We start from the raw sequence: 17,024 nt of genomic DNA on the forward strand, positions 1-17,024 counted from the left end.
GCCGTGTCACGCCGACTCATGGTCGCGTCTCGCCGATCACTCGTACAGCGCGTTCGATCTGCCCCTCGGTGAGGTCCGCGCGGGCGGTCAGCCTCAGCCGTGAGATGCCGTCGGGGACGGAAGGAGGACGGAAACAGCCCACGGCCAGCCCGGCTGCACGGCAGTCCGCCGCCCAGCGCACCGCCGCCTCCGGGGACGGCGCGCGCACGGAGACGACCGCGGCGTCCGGGCGGACCGCCCCCAGACCCGCGGCGCTCAGGCGGGCGTGCAGTTCGCCCGCCACGGCGCGCGCCCGCTCCGCCCGCTCCGGTTCACGGCGCAGCAGCCGCAGGGCCGCGAGGGCACCGCCGGCCGCCGCGGGGGCGAGGCCGGTGTCGAAGATGAACGTCCGGGCCGCGTTGACCAGGTGGTCGATCACCCGGGCGGGGCCGAGGACGGCACCGCCCTGGCTGCCCAGCGACTTGGACAGCGTGACCGTGACGACGACGTCGTCGGCGCCCGCGAGTCCCGCCGCGTGCGGGGCGCCCCGGCCTCCCTCGCCCAGGACGCCGAGCCCGTGGGCGTCGTCGACCACCAGCCCCGCGCCCCGCTGCCGGCCCGCCTCGGCGAGGGCGGCCAGCGGGGCCGCGTCGCCGTCCACCGAGAAGACCGTGTCGGACACGACGACGGCCGGCCCCTCGTGCGTCCGCAGCGCCTTGCCCACGGCGTCCGGGTCGGCGTGCGCGACCACCTGGGTGGTGCCCCGGGCCAGCCGGCAGCCGTCGATCAGCGAGGCGTGGTTGCCCGCGTCGGAGACGATCAGCGAGCCGTGCGGGGCGAGGGCGGTGACCGCGGCCAGGTTCGCCGCGTAGCCCGAGGAGAAGACGAGGGCCGCCTCGAAGCCGCAGAAGCCGGCCAGCTCCCGCTCCAGCTCGGCGTGGAGTTCGGTGGTCCCGGTGACGAGCCGGGAGCCGGTCGCGCCGCCGCCCCAGGTCCGGGCGGCTCCGGCCGCGCCCTCGGTGACCTCGGGGTGGCGGGCCAGACCCAGGTAGTCGTTGCTGGCCAGATCCAGCAGCGGCGAGTCGGCGGGGCGGGGGCGCAGCGTCCGTACGAGTCCGGCGCGGCGGCGTCGGTCCGCCTCCTCGTCGATCCAGCCGAACGCCATCGGTCCTCCAGGGCTTTTGTAGGCAGTGCACAGACACTAGCGGGGCGGCCAGCCGCCCCGGATGTGGCGATACCCACACCGCGAAGCGTCAGAGTTGTGTGAACTCTCCTTGGCCCCGGACGGCTCCTTAGGACAGGATCGGCTCTCATGGACCTGCTGAACACGCTGGTGGACAAGGGGCTTCGGCGCGAGGTGCCGAGCCGCGAGGAGGCGCTGGCCGTCCTCGCCACTTCCGACGACGACCTGCTCGATGTGGTGGCCGCGGCCGGCAAGGTGCGTCGGCACTGGTTCGGCCGGCGGGTGAAACTCAACTATCTGGTCAACCTCAAGTCGGGCCTGTGCCCGGAGGACTGCTCCTACTGCTCCCAGCGGCTCGGCTCCCAGGCCGGCATCCTCAAGTACACCTGGCTCAAGCCCGACGAGGCCTCGAAGGCCGCGGCGGCCGGTTTGGCGGGAGGTGCCAAGCGGGTCTGTCTGGTGGCGTCCGGACGCGGGCCGACCGACCGGGACGTGGACCGGGTCTCCGACACCATCAAGACGATCAAGGAGCAGAACGAGGGCGTCGAGGTGTGCGCCTGCCTCGGGCTGCTCTCCGACGGGCAGGCGGAGCGGCTGCGCGAGGCGGGCGCGGACGCCTACAACCACAACCTGAACACCTCCGAGAGCACGTACGCGGACATCACGACCACGCACACGTACGCCGATCGGGTGGACACGGTGCACAAGGCGCACGCGGCCGGTCTGTCCGCCTGCTCCGGTCTGATCGCGGGGATGGGCGAGAGCGACGAGGACCTGGTCGACGTGGTGTTCGCGCTGCGCGAGCTGGACCCCGACTCGGTGCCGGTCAACTTCCTGATCCCGTTCGAGGGCACCCCGCTGGCCAAGGAGTGGCACCTCACTCCGCAGCGGTGTCTGCGGATCCTGGCCATGGTGCGGTTCGTCTGCCCGGACGTCGAGGTGCGGATCGCGGGCGGCCGGGAGGTGCATCTGCGCACGATGCAGCCGCTGGCCCTGCACCTGGCCAACTCGGTCTTCCTCGGCGACTACCTGACCAGCGAGGGCCAGGCGGGCCGGGCCGACCTGGAGATGATCGCGGACGCCGGTTTCGAGGTGGAGGGCACGGACCAGGTGACGCTGCCCGAGCACCGGGCGACGGCCCAGGGCGGGTGCGGGTCGCACGAAGGGGCCGGCGGGTGCGGGTCGCACGAGGGCGCGGGCGGGTGCGGGTCGCACGAGGGCGCGGGCGGGTGCGGGTCGCACGAGGGCGCGGGCGGGTGCGGGTCGCACGAGGGCGCGGGCGCGGGCGGCGGGGTGTGCGGTTCCACTCCGGCGGAGACGACGACCGCCCAGGCGCCCCGGACGGACCTGGTCGCCGTACGCCGTCGAGGCACCGGAACGGACCTCGCGCCCAATGCCTGACCTGACCGTGCCCGAGCTGCTGGAACTGGACCGGCGCCACGTCTGGCACCCGTACGGCCCCATGCCCGGGCGGCAGGAACCGCTCGTCGTGGAAGCGGCGAGCGGGGTACGGCTGCGGCTGGCCGACGGCTCGGGCGAACTGGTCGACGGCATGTCGTCCTGGTGGTCGGCGATCCACGGCTACAACCACCCGGTGCTCAACGAGGCCGCGCGCGAGCAGCTGGGGCGGATGAGCCATGTGATGTTCGGCGGGCTCACGCACGAGCCCGCCGTACGGCTCGCGAAGCTCCTTGTCGACATGTCGCCCGACGGTCTGGAGCATGTGTTCCTCGCCGACTCGGGCTCGGTGTCGGTCGAGGTCGCGGTCAAGATGTGCCTGCAGTACTGGCGTTCGCTGGGCCGCCCCGCGAAACAGCGCCTGCTGACCTGGCGCGGCGGCTACCACGGCGACACCTGGCAGCCGATGTCGGTGTGCGACCCCGAGGGCGGCATGCACGACCTGTGGACCGGGGTGCTGCCCCGTCAGGTCTTCGTGGACGCGCCGCCCGCCGGCTACGACGAGTCGTACGCGGAGCGGTTGCGCGCGGCGGTCGAACGGCACGCCGACGAGCTGGCCGCGGTGATCGTGGAGCCGGTGGTGCAGGGCGCGGGCGGGATGCGGTTCCACTCCCCCGCGTATCTGCGGGTGCTGCGGGAGGCGTGCGACGCACACGACGTGCTGCTGGTGTTCGACGAGATCGCGACCGGGTTCGGGCGTACGGGCGCGCTGTTCGCGGCGGAGCACGCGGCCGTGGCGCCGGACGTGATGTGCCTGGGCAAGGCGCTGACCGGCGGCTACCTGACGATGGCGGCGACGCTGTGCACCGCGCGGGTGGCCGACGGCATCTCCCGGGGCGAGGTCCCGGTGCTCGCCCACGGCCCCACCTTCATGGGCAACCCGCTGGCGGCGGCCGTCGCCTGCGCCTCCGTCGAGCTGCTGCTGGGCCAGGACTGGCTGTCCGAGGTCAAGCGGATCGAGGCGGGGCTGCGGGAGGGACTGGCTCCGGCCGCGGAGCTGGCGGGGGTGCGGGACGTACGGGTCCTCGGGGCGATCGGGGTGGTCCAGCTCGACCACCCCGTCGACATGGCGGCGGCCACGGAGGCCGCCGTGCGCGAGGGTGTCTGGCTGCGGCCGTTCCGGGACCTGATCTACACGATGCCGCCGTACGTCACGGGCGACGCGGACGTGGCACGCGTCGCCCGCGCCGTGTGCGCGGCGGCGGGAGCGGGATGAGCACGATGAACGGCAGGGGTGAACGGGAGTGATGACATGCCGGTCCTGGTGATCACGGGCACGGGCACGGAGGTCGGCAAGACGGTCACGACCGCCGCCGTCGCCGCCGCCGCCCGCGCGGCCGGCCGGTCGGTGGCCGTACTGAAGGCCGCGCAGACGGGCGTACGACCGGACGAGCCGGGGGACGCCGAGGAGGTGACCCGGCTGGCGGGTGCCGTGACGGCGGCCGAACTCGCCCGCTATCCCGAGCCGTTGGCGCCGGCGACGGCGGCGCGGCGGGCCGGGCGGGCGCCGGTGCACCCGCGGGAGATCGCCGAGTCCGCCGCCAAGCTGGCCACCGAGCACGATCTGGTGCTGGTCGAGGGGGCGGGCGGGCTGCTCGTCCGGTTCGACGCGGCGGGCGGGACCCTGGCCGACGCGGCCGAACTGCTGGCGGCGCCGGTGCTGGTGGTGGCGCCGGCGGGGCTGGGCACCCTGAACGCGACGGAGCTGACGGCACGCGAACTGCGGGCGCGGGGGCTCGACCTGGCCGGGATCGTGATCGGCAGCTGGCCCGGCGCGCCGGATCTGGCGGCGCGCTGCAATGTGGCGGACCTCCCGGACGTGGCCGGAGCACCGCTGCTCGGGGCCCTGCCCGCCGGGGCCGGCGCGCTCGCACCCGCCGGCTTCCGTGCGGCGGCGCCGGGCTGGCTGGCACCCCGGCTGGACGGGACGTGGGACGCGGAGGCGTTCCAGCGGCGCGAGGCACCGGCACCGGCACCGGCACCGGCACCGGCACCGGGAACTTCCGACACCGCCGGGGCCTGAGACACCCGGCACCACCGGAACCTGATACTTCCGACGCCTGGACGCGAAATTCCACCCGACGCCTCGGGACCTGAGGTTCTCCACCCCGCGTTCTTGGGGACTTCACCAGGTGCCGTGACAGCGGGGGTGCGACGGGCCCGTCCGGGGGAGAATCGGGGTGAGGCCCGCCTGCGAGGGAGGTTGCCATGCGGCTACGTTCCGCCGGTACCGCGAAGGTGTCCCGGGATCCCGTCCACCATCCGCTGTTCGCCCGCTACTACGCCCGGATCAGTGTGAGCGCCGAGTCCAGGATGGGCGTGGGCGGGGTGCGTCGGAGGCTGCTCGCCGGGCTGGCCGGTCGGGTGATCGAGATCGGCGCGGGCAACGGCCTGAACTTCGCGCACTACCCGGGCACGGTCTCCGAGGTGGTGGCGATCGAACCGGAGCGCGTACTGCGGCAGTTGGCGGTGGAGTCGGCCCTGCGCTGCGAGGTGCCCGTCGACGTGGTGCCGGGCGCGGCGGAGGCGCTGCCGGTCAAGAGCGAGGCCTTCGACGCGGTGGTGCTGTCCCTGGTGCTGTGCAGCGTGCGGGATGTGCCGCGCGCCCTCGGTGAGGTGCGGCGGGTGCTGCGGCCCGGGGGCCAGGTGCGGTTCTTCGAGCACGGGCGGGGCGGCGGCCGGGCGATGACCTTCACCCAGCGCGCCCTTGACCGCACGGTGTGGCCGCCGCTGAACGGCGGCTGCCATCTGGGCCGCGACCCGGTCGCCGCGCTGCGGGACGCCGGGTTCGAACTCGGCCCCTACCGGCGGCTGTCGATGCCGGAGAACGGCCCCACCCTGCCGACGTCGTACTGCGTGCTGGGCACCGCCTGGCGCCCCGCGCTCATCGAGCGGTGATCAAAGGCTCCACCGGCGCAGCTCGCGCGCGATGTCGTCGACGGAGGCCTCACCGCTCTTGACCAGCCGGGCCAGTTCACGCACCTGCTCGGGCGAGGTGACGACCTTCAGACCGCTGGCGACCAGGTAGGCGTAGGCGACGGCGGACGCGAACAGGGCGTTGGAGCGCTCCAACGCCGGTACGTGGATGAGGAGTTGCAGCAGGGCGGCGGCGGCGCGCGCCTGCGGGCTGTCGTAGACGGGGACGTCGAATATCTCCGCCTGGTGGCGGGCGACGGCCGCGACCAGCGCGCCCCAGTCGGTGACCTCGGGGTCCCCGGGGGTGTGCCGTTCGGCGAGCATCAGGAGCCAGGCCAGGTCGATGTCGAGGTGGCTCAAGGGATCAGCGGCGACCTTCGCGCGCGCCGTCACGGCCCTCTCCCCCGCTCGGCTTCGCTCGCGCGGGGGCACCCCCGTCGAACTCCTCGGCGAAGACGGACTCGTACTGCTTCATGAAGTCGGCGACGGCCTCGACGAAACTGTGGCCCACCTCGCCGGTGTCCTGCCGGACCAGCTCCTCGATGTAGCGGTTGACGCTCATCCCGCGGGCCAGGGCGCGCTCGCGGGCGGCGCGGGCCGTGTCCTCGTCCACGCGCACGTTCAGCTGGGTCTTCGCCATACCCCGACGCCAGCGCGCGGACGCTAGCACCGGCAAGGGGGCCGGCCCCGGGATGGAGGGTGCCCCTTACACGGGTATCAGGGGCCCGACCTCCGGTGGAGAGTCCCTCGGCCGCAGGGGGGATACCGGCTGTGGGCTCGGTCACACTACCCTCGGCCTCCTACGTACCGGAGCGAGGAGGCAGTCTTGTCCACCCCTGCTGCTCAGCACGTGCCAGGACAGGCGTCGGCCGACGGGATCGCCGCCCGGGCCCGCGGTCTGACCAAGGCGTACGGCTCGGGCGAGACGACCGTGCTGGCGCTCGACTCGGTGGACGTGGACATCGCGCGCGGCCGGTTCACCGCGGTCATGGGGCCGTCGGGGTCGGGGAAGTCCACGCTGATGCACTGTCTGGCGGGGCTCGACACCGTCTCGGCCGGTCAGGTGTGGCTCGGCGACACCGAGATCACGGGGCTGAAGGACCGCGAGCTGACCCGGCTGCGGCGGGACCGGATCGGGTTCATGTTCCAGTCGTTCAACCTGATCCCGACGCTGAACGCGGCCGAGAACATCACCCTGCCCATGGACATCGCGGGCAAGAAGCCCGACGAGAAGTGGCTGGAGCAGGTCATCGACACGCTGGGGCTGCGGGACCGGCTCAAGCACCGGCCGTCGCAGCTCTCCGGCGGCCAGCAGCAGCGGGTCGCGTGCGCGCGGGCGCTGGCCTCCCGGCCCGAGCTGATCTTCGCGGACGAGCCGACCGGCAACCTGGACTCGCGGGCGGGGCTGGAGGTCCTCGGGTTCCTGCGCGAGGCCGTCGACCAGCTCGGGCAGACCGTCGTGATGGTCACCCACGACCCGGGCGCCGCCGCCCACTCCGACCAGGTGCTGTTCCTCGGGGACGGGCGGATCGTGGACGAGATGGAGCGGCCGACGGCGGAGGCGGTCCTCGAACGCATGAAGCGGTTCGACGTGAGCCGCGCCCCGGCCGACGGGGCTCCCAGGAGCGAGGGCCGGAGCCGGGACGCCTCCGCCGGGGAGGCCTGACCCGTGCTGAAGGCGACGCTCCGCAGTTTCCTCGCACACAAGGGACGCCTGCTGCTGTCGGCACTGGCCGTGATGCTGTCCGTGGCGTTCGTGGCGGGCAGCCTGATCTTCTCCGACACGCTCAGCCGGACCTTCGACCGGCTCTTCGCCACGACCGCGCCGAATGTCACCGTCAGCCCGAAGGAGACCCTGGACGAGGCGGTGCCGTCCGGGATGACGGTCACGCTGCCGGCCGCGCTCGCGGAGCGGGTGGCCCGGGTCGACGGAGTCGCCGAGGCGCGCGCGGACGCCGAGGCGGCGAACATCACCGTCGTCGACAGCGAGAACGAGTCCGTCGGCCCGACCACGGGCGCCCCCACGATCGGCACCGACTGGAGCCCCGACCGACGCAGCCCCGTCGAGCTCACCTCCGGCCGCGCACCGCGCGGGCCGGGCGAGGCGCTGCTCGACTCGGAGTCCGCCGACCGCCGGGACGTGGAGATCGGGGACACACTCACCGTGATCGCGGGCCCGGGCTCGTTCAAGGTCGAGGTCGTGGGCATCGTCACGTTCACCACCACCAACCCCGGCGCCGCGCTGGTCTACCTCGACACCCCGACCGCGCAGTCCAAGCTGCTGGGCGACGCGAAGGCCGCCACGAGCATCTCGGTGGACGCCGAGGAGGGCGTGAGCGACGCGCGGCTGAAGGAGCGGGTGGCCGCCGCGCTGGGCGCGGACCGCTTCGAGTACCGCACCGCCGACGAGCAGGCCGAGTCGGACGTCCAGCAGCTGGGCGGATTCCTCGACGTCATCAAGTACGTGATGCTCGGGTTCGCCGGGATCGCCGTGCTGGTCGGCGTGTTCCTGATCGTCAACACCTTCTCGATGCTGATCGCCCAGCGCACCCGCGAACTGGGTCTGCTGCGCGCGCTCGGCGCCGACCGGCGCCAGGTCCGCCGCTCGGTCCTCACCGAGGCGCTGCTGCTCGGTCTGGTCGGCTCCACGCTGGGCCTGGCCACCGGCATCGGGCTCGCGGCCGGGCTCATCGCACTCATGAACACGCTCGGCATGAACATCAGGTCGAGCGAGATGGTCATCGGCTGGGGCACGCCCGTGGCGGCGTACGTCGTCGGTGTCGGCGTCACCTTCGTCGCCGCCTATCTCCCGGCCCGGCGCGCGGCGGGCGTCTCCCCGATGGCGGCCCTCGCGGACGCGGAGATCGCCGGCATCGGCCGGCCGCTGCGGACGCGCGCGATCGTCGGAGCCGTCGTCGGGGTGGCCGGCACGGCGGCGCTCGTGGGCTGCGCCCTCGCGTCCGCGACCGGGCCGGCGGCCTCCCTGCTGGCCCTCGGCGTCGTCCTGACCCTGGTGGCCACCGTGATCGCGGGCCCGCTGCTGGTGCGGCCGGTGATCCGGGTGCTCGGCGGGGCCTTCCCCGCGCTGTTCGGGTCGATCGGCCGGATGAGCCAGCGCAACGCGCTGCGCAATCCGCGCCGCACCGGCGCCACCGCCGCCGCGCTGATGGTGGGCCTCGCCCTGGTCGGCGGGATGTCGGTGGCGAGCGCGTCGATGACCGAGTCCTTCGACCAGCAGATCGACAAGACGCTGGGCGCCGACTACGTGATCCAGAACGGCAACTTCCTGCCCTTCCCGCGCGAACTCACCGACGCGGTGCGCGACACCCCGGGCGCCGGGCTCGTCGTCCGCTCCCGGTTCACCCCGGTCGCGGTCCGGCTGCCGGACGGCGACCGGGTCGAGACGACCGCCGCGGCCTACGATCCGCAGCTCGACGAGGTCGCCCGCATCACGTACGCGAAGGGCGACAGCACGGCGGCGCTCGCGCCCGGCCGGATCGCCATGGACGTGGGCTTCGCGCGTGACCACGGTGTCCGGGTCGGCAGCGCGATCCCCGTCGAGTTCCAGGGCGGACGCACCACCGAACTGACGGTGGGCGCCCTCACCGACCAGGACCAGGCCGAGGGGTTCGGCACCCAGGGCGGCCTGTACTTCGGCCTGGCCACCCTGGAGAGGTTCGCGCCGGGCGGGCAGGACTCCGCGCTGTACGTGAACGCCGCGTCCGGGACCAGCGACGACGACCTGCGCGCGAACCTGGAGCGGACGCTCGACCCGTATCCGCAGGTACAGGTGCGCGACCTCGCCGACTACAAGGAACTGATCCACGACCAGATCGCGGTCCTGCTCTACCTGGTGTACGCGCTGCTCGGGCTGGCGATCGTCATCGCGGTCCTCGGGGTGGTCAACACCCTCGCCCTGTCGGTCGTGGAGCGGACCCGGGAGATCGGGCTGCTGCGGGCCATCGGGCTGGCCAGGCGCCAGCTGCGCCGGATGATCCGGCTGGAGTCGGTGGTGATCGCGGTGTTCGGAGCGGTGCTGGGGCTCGCCCTGGGGCTGGTGTGGGGCGTGTGCACCCAGCAGGTACTGGCGTTGCAGGGCATGAACGCGCTGGCCGTTCCGTGGACCACGATCGTCGCGGTGGTGGTCGGCTCGGCGGTGGTGGGCGTCGTGGCGGCGCTGCTGCCCGCGTTGCGCGCGTCGCGCATGAACGTGCTGGCGGCCATCGCGCACGAGTGAGGACGCGTACGGGCGCGCCGGACGTCTCGGCGGGTTCCGGGCCGATGGCCGTCCGGATGCCGGAACCCCGTGTCCCGGGCCGGTGCGCGTGATGGGATCACCGTATGACCGAACTGCGGATACGGGCCGCGGCGCCCGACGACCTCGACGCCGTGCTGGCCTTCTGGAAGGTGGCCGCCGAGGGCACCAGCATCAGCGACGACCGGGCCGGCGTCGAGCGTCTGGTGGCCCGCGACCCCGGGGCGCTGATCCTGGCCGAGATCGACGGCGAGCTGGCCGGCACGGTGATCGCGGGTTTCGACGGCTGGCGTTGCCACCTGTACCGGCTCGCGGTGCGTCCGGACCGCCGCCGCCGGGGCGTCGGCGCCGCCCTGCTGACGGCCGCCGAGGAGAGGTTCCTCCGGCTCGGCGGACGCCGGGCGGACGCCATGGTGCTGACCCGCAACGAGACCGCGCAGCATGCGTGGCGGGCGGCCGGGTACGCGCCCGAGGAACAGTGGCGACGCTGGGTCAAGCCCCTCACGCACTAGTGCCGCGGCAGGCAACGTTTGCCCGTCAAGGAGCGGCGTCCGGTGCGTGCTCTCGGCGTGCCGGCCGGAAGCCCTCGTACTGGATGTACTCGGGCTTTCGGCCGGTGCGGCGAGAGGGCGTGCCGGGCGTCGCGACGGGGCGAACGTTGCCTGCCACGGCACTAGGTTCCGGTCCGCCGGTCACACTGTTTTGCCCATCCTTTACCCTGGGTGGGCCACTCGGTCCTCCATGAAAGGTGTGAGCGTCCGCCCATGGGCGAGCCTCCCAGTACGCGACATCGCGCGATCCTCCCCGCACTGCCCGATCATGGGACGGAGGTGAACCGATGACCGAAGTGCTCCTCCTGCTGGTGGCGATCCTGCTCTCGCTCGCCTGTGGCGCCTTCGTCGCCGCGGAGTTCTCGCTGACCACCGTCGACCGCGGCGAGCTGGAACGCGCCGCGGAGCGTGGCGAGCGGGGAGCGGCCGGGGCCCTGAAGGCAGTGCGGAACCTGACCTTCCAGCTCTCCGGCGCGCAGCTCGGCATCACGGTCACCAACCTGGTGGTCGGCATGCTCGCCGAGCCGTCGATCGCCGCGCTGATCGCGAGTCCGCTCCGGTCGCTGGGCGTCTCCCGGTCCACGGCGAGCTCGCTCGCCCTGGTGCTGGGTACGGCCCTGTCGACCGTGTTCCTGATGGTCGTCGGCGAGCTGGTGCCCAAGAACTGGGCGATCTCCTCGCCGCTGGCCGTGGCCAAGCGGGTGGGCAACGCGCAGCGCTGGTTCTCCGCCGCCTTCCGCCCCTTCATCACCCACCTCAACAACACCGCCAACCGCGCGGTACGCCTCTTCGGCCTGGAGCCCGCCGAGGAGCTGGCCTCCGCCCGCGGACCCCAGGAACTGGCCGCGCTGGCCCGGCACTCGGCCCGGGAGGGCGCCCTGGAGCCGGACACCGCCGAACTGTTCGTGCGGACGCTGAACCTGGCCGACCTGACCGCGGAGAACGTGATGACACCGCGCGTGCAGGTCATCGCCCTGGAGGTCCAGGCGACCTGCGAGGACGTGGCGAACGCGACCAGGGCGACGGGCCTGTCCCGGTTCCCGGTCTACCGCGGCAGCCTCGACTCGGTCGTGGGCACCGCCCACATCAAGGACGTCCTGGCGATTCCCGCCGACCGCAGGCCCCGGGTCCGGGTCTCCGAGATGATGCGTGAGCCGCTGCTGGTGCCGGAGTCGCTCACCGTCGACCGGCTGCTGGACCGGCTGTCCGGCAAGCGGACGATGGCCGTCGTCATCGACGAGTACGGCGGTACGGCGGGCGTGGCCACCCTGGAGGACATCGTCGAGGAGGTCGTCGGCGAGGTGCGGGACGAGCACGACCCGCACGAGACACCCGACCTTGCCCCGGCCGGCAGCGACGACGAGGGCCGCATCCTCTACTCCGCCGACGGCTCCGCCCGCATCGACCAGCTCGCGCGCGTCGGCCTGCGGGCACCCGAGGGACCGTACGAGACCCTGGCCGGCCTCGTCGCCACCGAGCTGGGCCGGATCCCCGCCGTCGGTGACCGGGTCGAGGTCGCGCACTGGCTGCTGGACGTGGTGGACGCGTCGGGCCGCAGAGCCGCGCGGCTGCTGCTGCACGCCCCGGCGCACGAGCACGAGACGGAGGTGGAGGGCGCGTGACCGCCGTCCAGTTGTTGATCGGTCTGGCGACCCTCGTCGTCAACGCGTTCTTCGTGGGCGCCGAGTTCGCCCTGATCTCCGTGCGCCGCAGCCAGGTCGAGCCGTACGCCGAGGAGGGCGACCGACGGGCCAAGAGCGTGCTGTGGGGGCTCCAGCACGTGTCCGCGCTGATGGCGGCCGCGCAGCTCGGCATCACGCTGTGCACCCTGATCCTGGGTGTGGTGGCCGAGCCGGCGATCGCGCATCTGCTGGAGCCGGCGTTCCACGCGGTGGGTGTGCCCGAGGGCGCCGGACACGCGGTGTCCTTCGTGATCGCGCTGACCCTGGCGACGTATCTGCACATGCTGCTCGGCGAGATGGTGCCGAAGAACATCGCGCTCGCGGAGCCGGTGCGCAGCGCGCTGCTGCTCGGACCGCCGCTGGTCGCCCTGTCCCGTGCGCTGCGCCCGGTGATCTTCACCATCAACGCCTTCGCGAACGCCCTGCTGAAGCTGCTCCGGGTGGAGACCCGGGACGAGGTCGCGGCCACGTTCTCGGACGCCGAGCTGGCCCGGATCGTGCGCGACTCCGGCGAGGCGGGGCTGATCGACGACCGCGCGCAGGAGCGGCTGCGGGACGCGCTGGAGCTGGGCCGCAGGCCGGTACGGGACGTGGTGCTTCCGCTGGACGCCGTCGCCTACGTGTATCTGGGGGTCACCCCCGAGCAGCTGGAGGTGCTGTCGGCCGAGACCGGCTACTCCCGCTTCCCGGTCGTCGACGAGGGCCGCCGCATCATCGGCTACCTGCACGTCAAGGACGCCCTGGACAAGACTCCGCGGGAGCTGCCGTTCCAGCTGCGGGACATGCGCCCCATCGCCCGCGTGCGGGAGAGCACACCCCTGGACGACGTCCTCACGGCGATGCGGGGCAGCCGTACGCACCTGGCGGCCGTGCTGGGCGTGGACGGGCGGCTCACCGGCCTGGTGACCATGGAGGACGTGCTGCGGGAGCTGTTCGGTCAGCGGACCTGAGCCCCGGCGCGGGCACTCCGGGCCGACCGACCGCTGGGTATGCCGCCCGGGTAGCATCTCTGGCGCCATGCAGACGAACCCCACTCACACCAGCCTGGTCGCGGTCGGCGACTCCTTCACCGAGGGCATGTCGGACCTGCTGCCGGACGGCACCTACCGCGGCTGGGCCGACCTCCTCGCCGGGCGGATGGCGGCCCACTCCCCCGGCTTCCGGTACGCGAACCTCGCGGTGCGCGGCAAGCTGATCGAGCAGATCGTCGCCGAGCAGGTCGACGTGGCCGCGTCCATGCAGGCCGACGTGGTCACGCTGGTCGGCGGGCTCAACGACACCCTGCGCCCCAAGTGCGACATGGGGCGGGTGCGCTCGCTGCTCACGGAGGCCGTGGAGCGGCTCGCCCCCTCCTGCAAGCAGCTGGTGCTGATGCGCAGCCCGGGCCGCCAGGGCCCGGTCCTGGAACGGTTCCGGCCGCGCATGGAGGAGCTGTTCGAGATCGTCGACGGCCTCGCCCAGCGGCACGGCGCGCTCCTGGTCGACCTGTACGGGGCGCCCTCGCTCGGCGACCCGCGCGTGTGGGACGTGGACCGGCTGCATCTGACGGCCGAGGGCCACCGCAGGGTCGCGGAGGCGGTGTGGCAGGGGCTCGGGTACGAGCCCGAGGACACCGAGTGGCGCACTCCCCTGCCCCTGACCCCGCCGCCGGGATGGGCCGCGCGCCGGGTCGCCGACGTGCGCTTCGCCCGGCAGCACCTGCTGCCGTGGATAGGCCGCCGGCTGACGGGCCGCTCCTCGGGCGACGGCCTGCCCCCGAAGCGGCCCGACCTGCTGCCGTACGAGCGGTCTCACGAGCGGCCCGCGGAGTGACCGTCCCGGCGGGCGGGGTGACCGTCCCGGCGGTCGGGCGGGCGGGGGCCGGGCCGTCGTGAAAGCCGCCGGTGCAGGCGCGGGCCGGACTGCCGGTGGAGCCGGACTGCCAGTGGCAGCCGGACTGTTCTTCGTAGGTTCCTACGAGCCCACCCGTGGCTCCGGCCTGCAGGAAGCGCCAGTAGACTCCGTACACGTGACTTCCGCTCCCGCCAAGCCCCGCATCCCGAACGTCCTCGCCGGACGCTACGCCTCCGCCGAGCTCGCCACGCTCTGGTCGCCCGAGCAGAAGGTGAGGCTGGAGCGTCAGCTCTGGCTCGCCGTGCTGAAGGCGCAGAAGGACCTGGGGATCGAGGTGCCGGACGCGGCGATCGCCGACTACGAGCGCGTCCTGGACCAGGTGGACCTCGCCTCCGTCGCCGAGCGCGAGAAGGTCACGCGGCACGACGTGAAGGCGCGGATCGAGGAGTTCAACGACCTCGCCGGGCACGAGCACGTGCACAAGGGCATGACGTCCCGCGACCTCACCGAGAACGTCGAGCAGTTGCAGATCCGGCTCTCGCTGGAGCTGGTGCGCGACCGCACGGTGGCCGTCCTCGCCCGCCTGGGCAAGCTGGCCGGTGAGTACGGCGAGCTGGTCATGGCGGGCCGCTCGCACAACGTGGCCGCGCAGGCCACCACCCTCGGCAAGCGGTTCGCGACCGCGGCCGACGAGCTGCTCGTGGCGTACGCCCGGGTCGAGGAGCTGCTCGGCCGCTACCCGCTGCGCGGCATCAAGGGCCCGGTGGGCACGGCGCAGGACATGCTGGACCTGCTGGGCGGGGACGCGGGCAAGCTCGCGGAGCTGGAGCAGCGGATCGCCGGGCACCTGGGCTTCTCGCAGGCGTTCACCTCGGTCGGCCAGGTGTACCCGCGGTCCCTCGACTACGAGGTCGTCACCGCGCTGGTGCAGGTGGCCGCCGCGCCCTCGTCGCTGGCCAAGACGATCCGGCTGATGGCCGGGCACGAGCTGGTCACCGAGGGCTTCAAGCCGGGCCAGGTCGGTTCGTCCGCGATGCCGCACAAGATGAACACCCGCTCCTGCGAGCGCGTCAACGGGCTCATGGTGATCCTGCGCGGCTACGCCTCGATGACCGGTGAGCTGGCGGGCGACCAGTGGAACGAGGGTGACGTGTCCTGCTCGGTGGTGCGCCGGGTGGCCCTCCCCGACGCGTTCTTCGCCCTGGACGGCCTGCTGGAGACGTTCCTGACCGTGCTCGACGAGTTCGGCGCGTTCCCCGCCGTCGTCGCCCGCGAGCTGGACCGCTACCTGCCGTTCCTCGCCACCACCAAGGTGCTGATGGGCGCGGTGCGCGCGGGTGTCGGCCGTGAGGTGGCGCACGAGGCGATCAAGGAGAACGCGGTCGCCTCCGCGCTGGCGATGCGCGAGCAGGGCGCCGAGCGCAACGAGCTCCTCGACAAGCTCGCCGCCGACGAACGCCTTCCGCTGGGCCGCGCCGAGCTGGACGCGCTGATGGCCGACAAGCTGTCCTTCACGGGCGCGGCGGCCGACCAGGTCGGTGCCGTGGTCGGCCGGATCGAGGAGATCGCGAAGCAGCACCCCGAGGCCGCGGGCTACACCCCCGGAGCGATCCTCTGACCCGCTTCACTCCCGAGGAACTGGAGGCCGCCCGCGACCGTCTCGTGCCGGACGTCGTCGCGGACGGTCTCCTAGTGCTGTTCTGCGGCATCAACCCCGGCCTGATGACCGCCGCGACGGGCCACCACTTCGCCCGCCCCGGCAACCGGTTCTGGCCGGTGCTGCATCTGTCCGGGTTCACCCCGAGGCTCCTGAAGCCGTCCGAGCAGCGGGAGTTGCTGTCGTACGGCCTCGGCATCACCAACGTCGTGGCGCGGGCGACCGCGCGGGCCGACGAGCTGAGCGCGGAGGAGTACCGGGAGGGCGGGCGGCTGCTCGCCCTCAAGGTGGCGAAGTTGCGGCCACGCTGGCTGGCCGTGGTCGGGGTGACCGCCTACCGAGCCGCCTTCGACGACCGCAAGGCACAGGTGGGCCCGCAGGAACGGACGATCGGCGGCACGCGCGTGTGGGTGCTGCCGAACCCGAGCGGGCTGAACGCGCACTGGACCGCGCGGACGATGGCGGACGAGTTCGCGCGACTGCGGACGGCGGCCGAGAACGGCTAAGGGCCGCGATGGATCTCCGTGGGAGAAGGAGCGGTGCGCGCTCCCGGTGTGCCGGGCGGAAGTCCTCGTCCTTACTGGACGACGTACGCGGGCTTTCGCCGGTGCGGCGAGTGGGGGGTATCTCCCACGCCCTTGAGGCGGTGGGGAGCGTGCCGGGCGTCGTGACGGGGCCGACGGCGCCTGCCGCGGCACGCTGCCGGACAGGACCGCCATGCCGTGTTCCTGGCGAACGGGTCATGGCGGGTCGGTGTCCGTGACGACGGCGAGCAGGTGGACCTCGTCGTCCAGGTCGCGGTCCGTGACACCGAGGGCGAGCCAGCGGTCCGTGCCGGGGGGCTGCCAGAGGTTCACCTCGTCCACCAGCGCGCTGACGGTGGCCCAGGGCTCCGGTATCAGTTCGCCGCGATCGATGCGCACGACGACCGTCCCCATCCACCACGGTGGCTGCTGCTCGCCCCAACGGGCGTTCAGCATCAGGGACATGTGCTCCTTGAGGGCGTGGAAGTCCTCCACGGCCGGCAGCCGCCGCGCGACGTCGTCCGCCGGCAGCTCGTGACTCGCCGCCAACGACTCGATGCGGAATCCGGGGCCCGCCATGAACGCCTCGGACTCGCCGTGCGCCGCGGCGAGATCCCCGGTGCACAGCGAGTCGATCCTGGCGAGGTACGTCGCACTGTCCATGTGCTCCAGTAAACCGGCCGCCACTGACAATTGGCGGTCCGTCAGGCGACAGCGGGGCGCGGGCGCCGGACGTGCCCCTGCCGGCCCGGCGGACGGAGCGGGCGGCGGAGGCGCTGCGGGGGACGGTCATGGCCCGGGGAGGGGGACGGGACGCGGACGGGACGGAGACGGAGACGGGTGTCGGCGACCGTCGGGGTGGCCGCCGCCCGGCTGGTCCTCGGGACCGGGACGGTGACGGTGACGGCGCGGGTGAGCGCCGCCCCGGCGGAGCTGGGTCACGCGAGCGCCGCGCAGACCTGATCGCCGGGTACGCGTCGGGGTTC

17 protein-coding genes are annotated in these 17,024 nt (G+C 73.2%); 13 read left to right on the forward strand and 4 right to left on the reverse strand.

Annotation, left to right across the window (positions count from 1 at the left end; genetic code table 11):
* Positions 1-16 precede the first annotated feature (16 nt).
* The gene (locus tag QQS16_RS08725) at positions 17-1,144 is read right to left on the reverse strand and encodes an 8-amino-7-oxononanoate synthase (protein ID WP_286061052.1); all 1,128 of its coding nucleotides are present in this window, start codon (positions 1,142-1,144) and stop codon (positions 17-19) included.
* Between the two features lie 147 nt (positions 1,145-1,291).
* Between QQS16_RS08725 and bioB the strand changes: the two genes are divergently transcribed.
* From bioB to QQS16_RS08745, 4 genes are all read left to right on the forward strand, one after another.
* Entirely contained in the window at positions 1,292-2,563 is a 1,272-nt protein-coding gene (bioB, locus tag QQS16_RS08730; protein ID WP_286061053.1) for a biotin synthase BioB, read from the forward strand.
* Positions 2,556-3,836, forward strand: a complete 1,281-nt coding sequence (locus QQS16_RS08735; RefSeq protein WP_286061054.1) for an adenosylmethionine--8-amino-7-oxononanoate transaminase — start codon at positions 2,556-2,558, stop codon at positions 3,834-3,836. Before bioB ends, QQS16_RS08735 begins: the two co-directional genes overlap by 8 nt.
* A 36-nt stretch (positions 3,837-3,872) precedes the next feature.
* Entirely contained in the window at positions 3,873-4,643 is a 771-nt protein-coding gene (bioD, locus tag QQS16_RS08740; protein WP_286061055.1) for a dethiobiotin synthase, read from the forward strand.
* Between the two features lie 185 nt (positions 4,644-4,828).
* Positions 4,829-5,518 (forward strand): class I SAM-dependent methyltransferase, encoded by a 690-nt coding sequence (locus QQS16_RS08745; RefSeq protein WP_286061056.1) that lies wholly within the window; start codon positions 4,829-4,831, stop codon positions 5,516-5,518.
* On the opposite strand, the gene QQS16_RS08750 is transcribed toward QQS16_RS08745, so the two are convergent.
* Together QQS16_RS08750 and QQS16_RS08755 are read right to left on the reverse strand one after the other, a co-directional pair.
* The gene (locus QQS16_RS08750) at positions 5,519-5,896 is read right to left on the reverse strand and encodes a fic family toxin-antitoxin system, toxin component (protein WP_286066258.1); all 378 of its coding nucleotides are present in this window, start codon (positions 5,894-5,896) and stop codon (positions 5,519-5,521) included. It abuts the gene before it with no gap.
* A gap of 4 nt (positions 5,897-5,900) precedes the next feature.
* The gene (locus tag QQS16_RS08755) at positions 5,901-6,176 is read right to left on the reverse strand and encodes a toxin-antitoxin system HicB family antitoxin (RefSeq protein WP_286061057.1); all 276 of its coding nucleotides are present in this window, start codon (positions 6,174-6,176) and stop codon (positions 5,901-5,903) included.
* Between the two features lie 186 nt (positions 6,177-6,362).
* On the opposite strand from QQS16_RS08755, the gene QQS16_RS08760 reads away from it, so the two are divergent.
* The 8 genes from QQS16_RS08760 to mug all read left to right on the forward strand — a co-directional run bounded on the left by QQS16_RS08760 (position 6,363) and on the right by mug (position 16,020).
* The gene (locus QQS16_RS08760; protein ID WP_286061058.1) at positions 6,363-7,202 is read left to right on the forward strand and encodes an ABC transporter ATP-binding protein; all 840 of its coding nucleotides are present in this window, start codon (positions 6,363-6,365) and stop codon (positions 7,200-7,202) included.
* 3 nt (positions 7,203-7,205) lie between these two features.
* Positions 7,206-9,773, forward strand: a complete 2,568-nt coding sequence (locus QQS16_RS08765) for an ABC transporter permease (RefSeq protein WP_286061059.1) — start codon at positions 7,206-7,208, stop codon at positions 9,771-9,773.
* A gap of 104 nt (positions 9,774-9,877) precedes the next feature.
* Entirely contained in the window at positions 9,878-10,303 is a 426-nt protein-coding gene (locus tag QQS16_RS08770; RefSeq protein ID WP_286061060.1) for a GNAT family N-acetyltransferase, read from the forward strand.
* Between the two features lie 326 nt (positions 10,304-10,629).
* A complete protein-coding gene (locus QQS16_RS08775; protein WP_286061061.1) occupies positions 10,630-11,964 on the forward strand; it encodes a hemolysin family protein in 1,335 nt (444 codons plus the stop codon).
* Complete coding sequence (locus tag QQS16_RS08780) at positions 11,961-12,974, forward strand: hemolysin family protein (protein ID WP_286061062.1); 1,014 nt, start codon at positions 11,961-11,963, stop codon at positions 12,972-12,974. Before QQS16_RS08775 ends, QQS16_RS08780 begins: the two co-directional genes overlap by 4 nt.
* Before the next feature lie 67 nt (positions 12,975-13,041).
* The gene (locus QQS16_RS08785) at positions 13,042-13,836 is read left to right on the forward strand and encodes an SGNH/GDSL hydrolase family protein (protein ID WP_286061063.1); all 795 of its coding nucleotides are present in this window, start codon (positions 13,042-13,044) and stop codon (positions 13,834-13,836) included.
* Positions 13,837-14,032: 196 nt separating this feature from the next.
* A complete protein-coding gene (gene purB / locus QQS16_RS08790) occupies positions 14,033-15,475 on the forward strand; it encodes an adenylosuccinate lyase (protein WP_286061064.1) in 1,443 nt (480 codons plus the stop codon).
* Complete coding sequence (gene mug / locus QQS16_RS08795; RefSeq protein ID WP_286066259.1) at positions 15,472-16,020, forward strand: G/U mismatch-specific DNA glycosylase; 549 nt, start codon at positions 15,472-15,474, stop codon at positions 16,018-16,020. Before purB ends, mug begins: the two co-directional genes overlap by 4 nt.
* Positions 16,021-16,254: 234 nt before the next feature.
* Here the strand turns inward: mug and QQS16_RS08800 are convergent, their stop codons facing one another.
* A complete protein-coding gene (locus QQS16_RS08800; RefSeq protein ID WP_286061065.1) occupies positions 16,255-16,701 on the reverse strand; it encodes a hypothetical protein in 447 nt (148 codons plus the stop codon).
* A 177-nt stretch (positions 16,702-16,878) separates the two neighbouring features.
* Between QQS16_RS08800 and QQS16_RS08805 the strand changes: the two genes are divergently transcribed.
* Entirely contained in the window at positions 16,879-17,001 is a 123-nt protein-coding gene (locus QQS16_RS08805; RefSeq protein WP_286061066.1) for a hypothetical protein, read from the forward strand.
* Positions 17,002-17,024: the final 23 nt, after the last annotated feature.

The sequence above is a fragment of the Streptomyces sp. ALI-76-A genome (assembly GCF_030287445.1).
Lineage (GTDB): Bacteria > Actinomycetota > Actinomycetes > Streptomycetales > Streptomycetaceae > Streptomyces.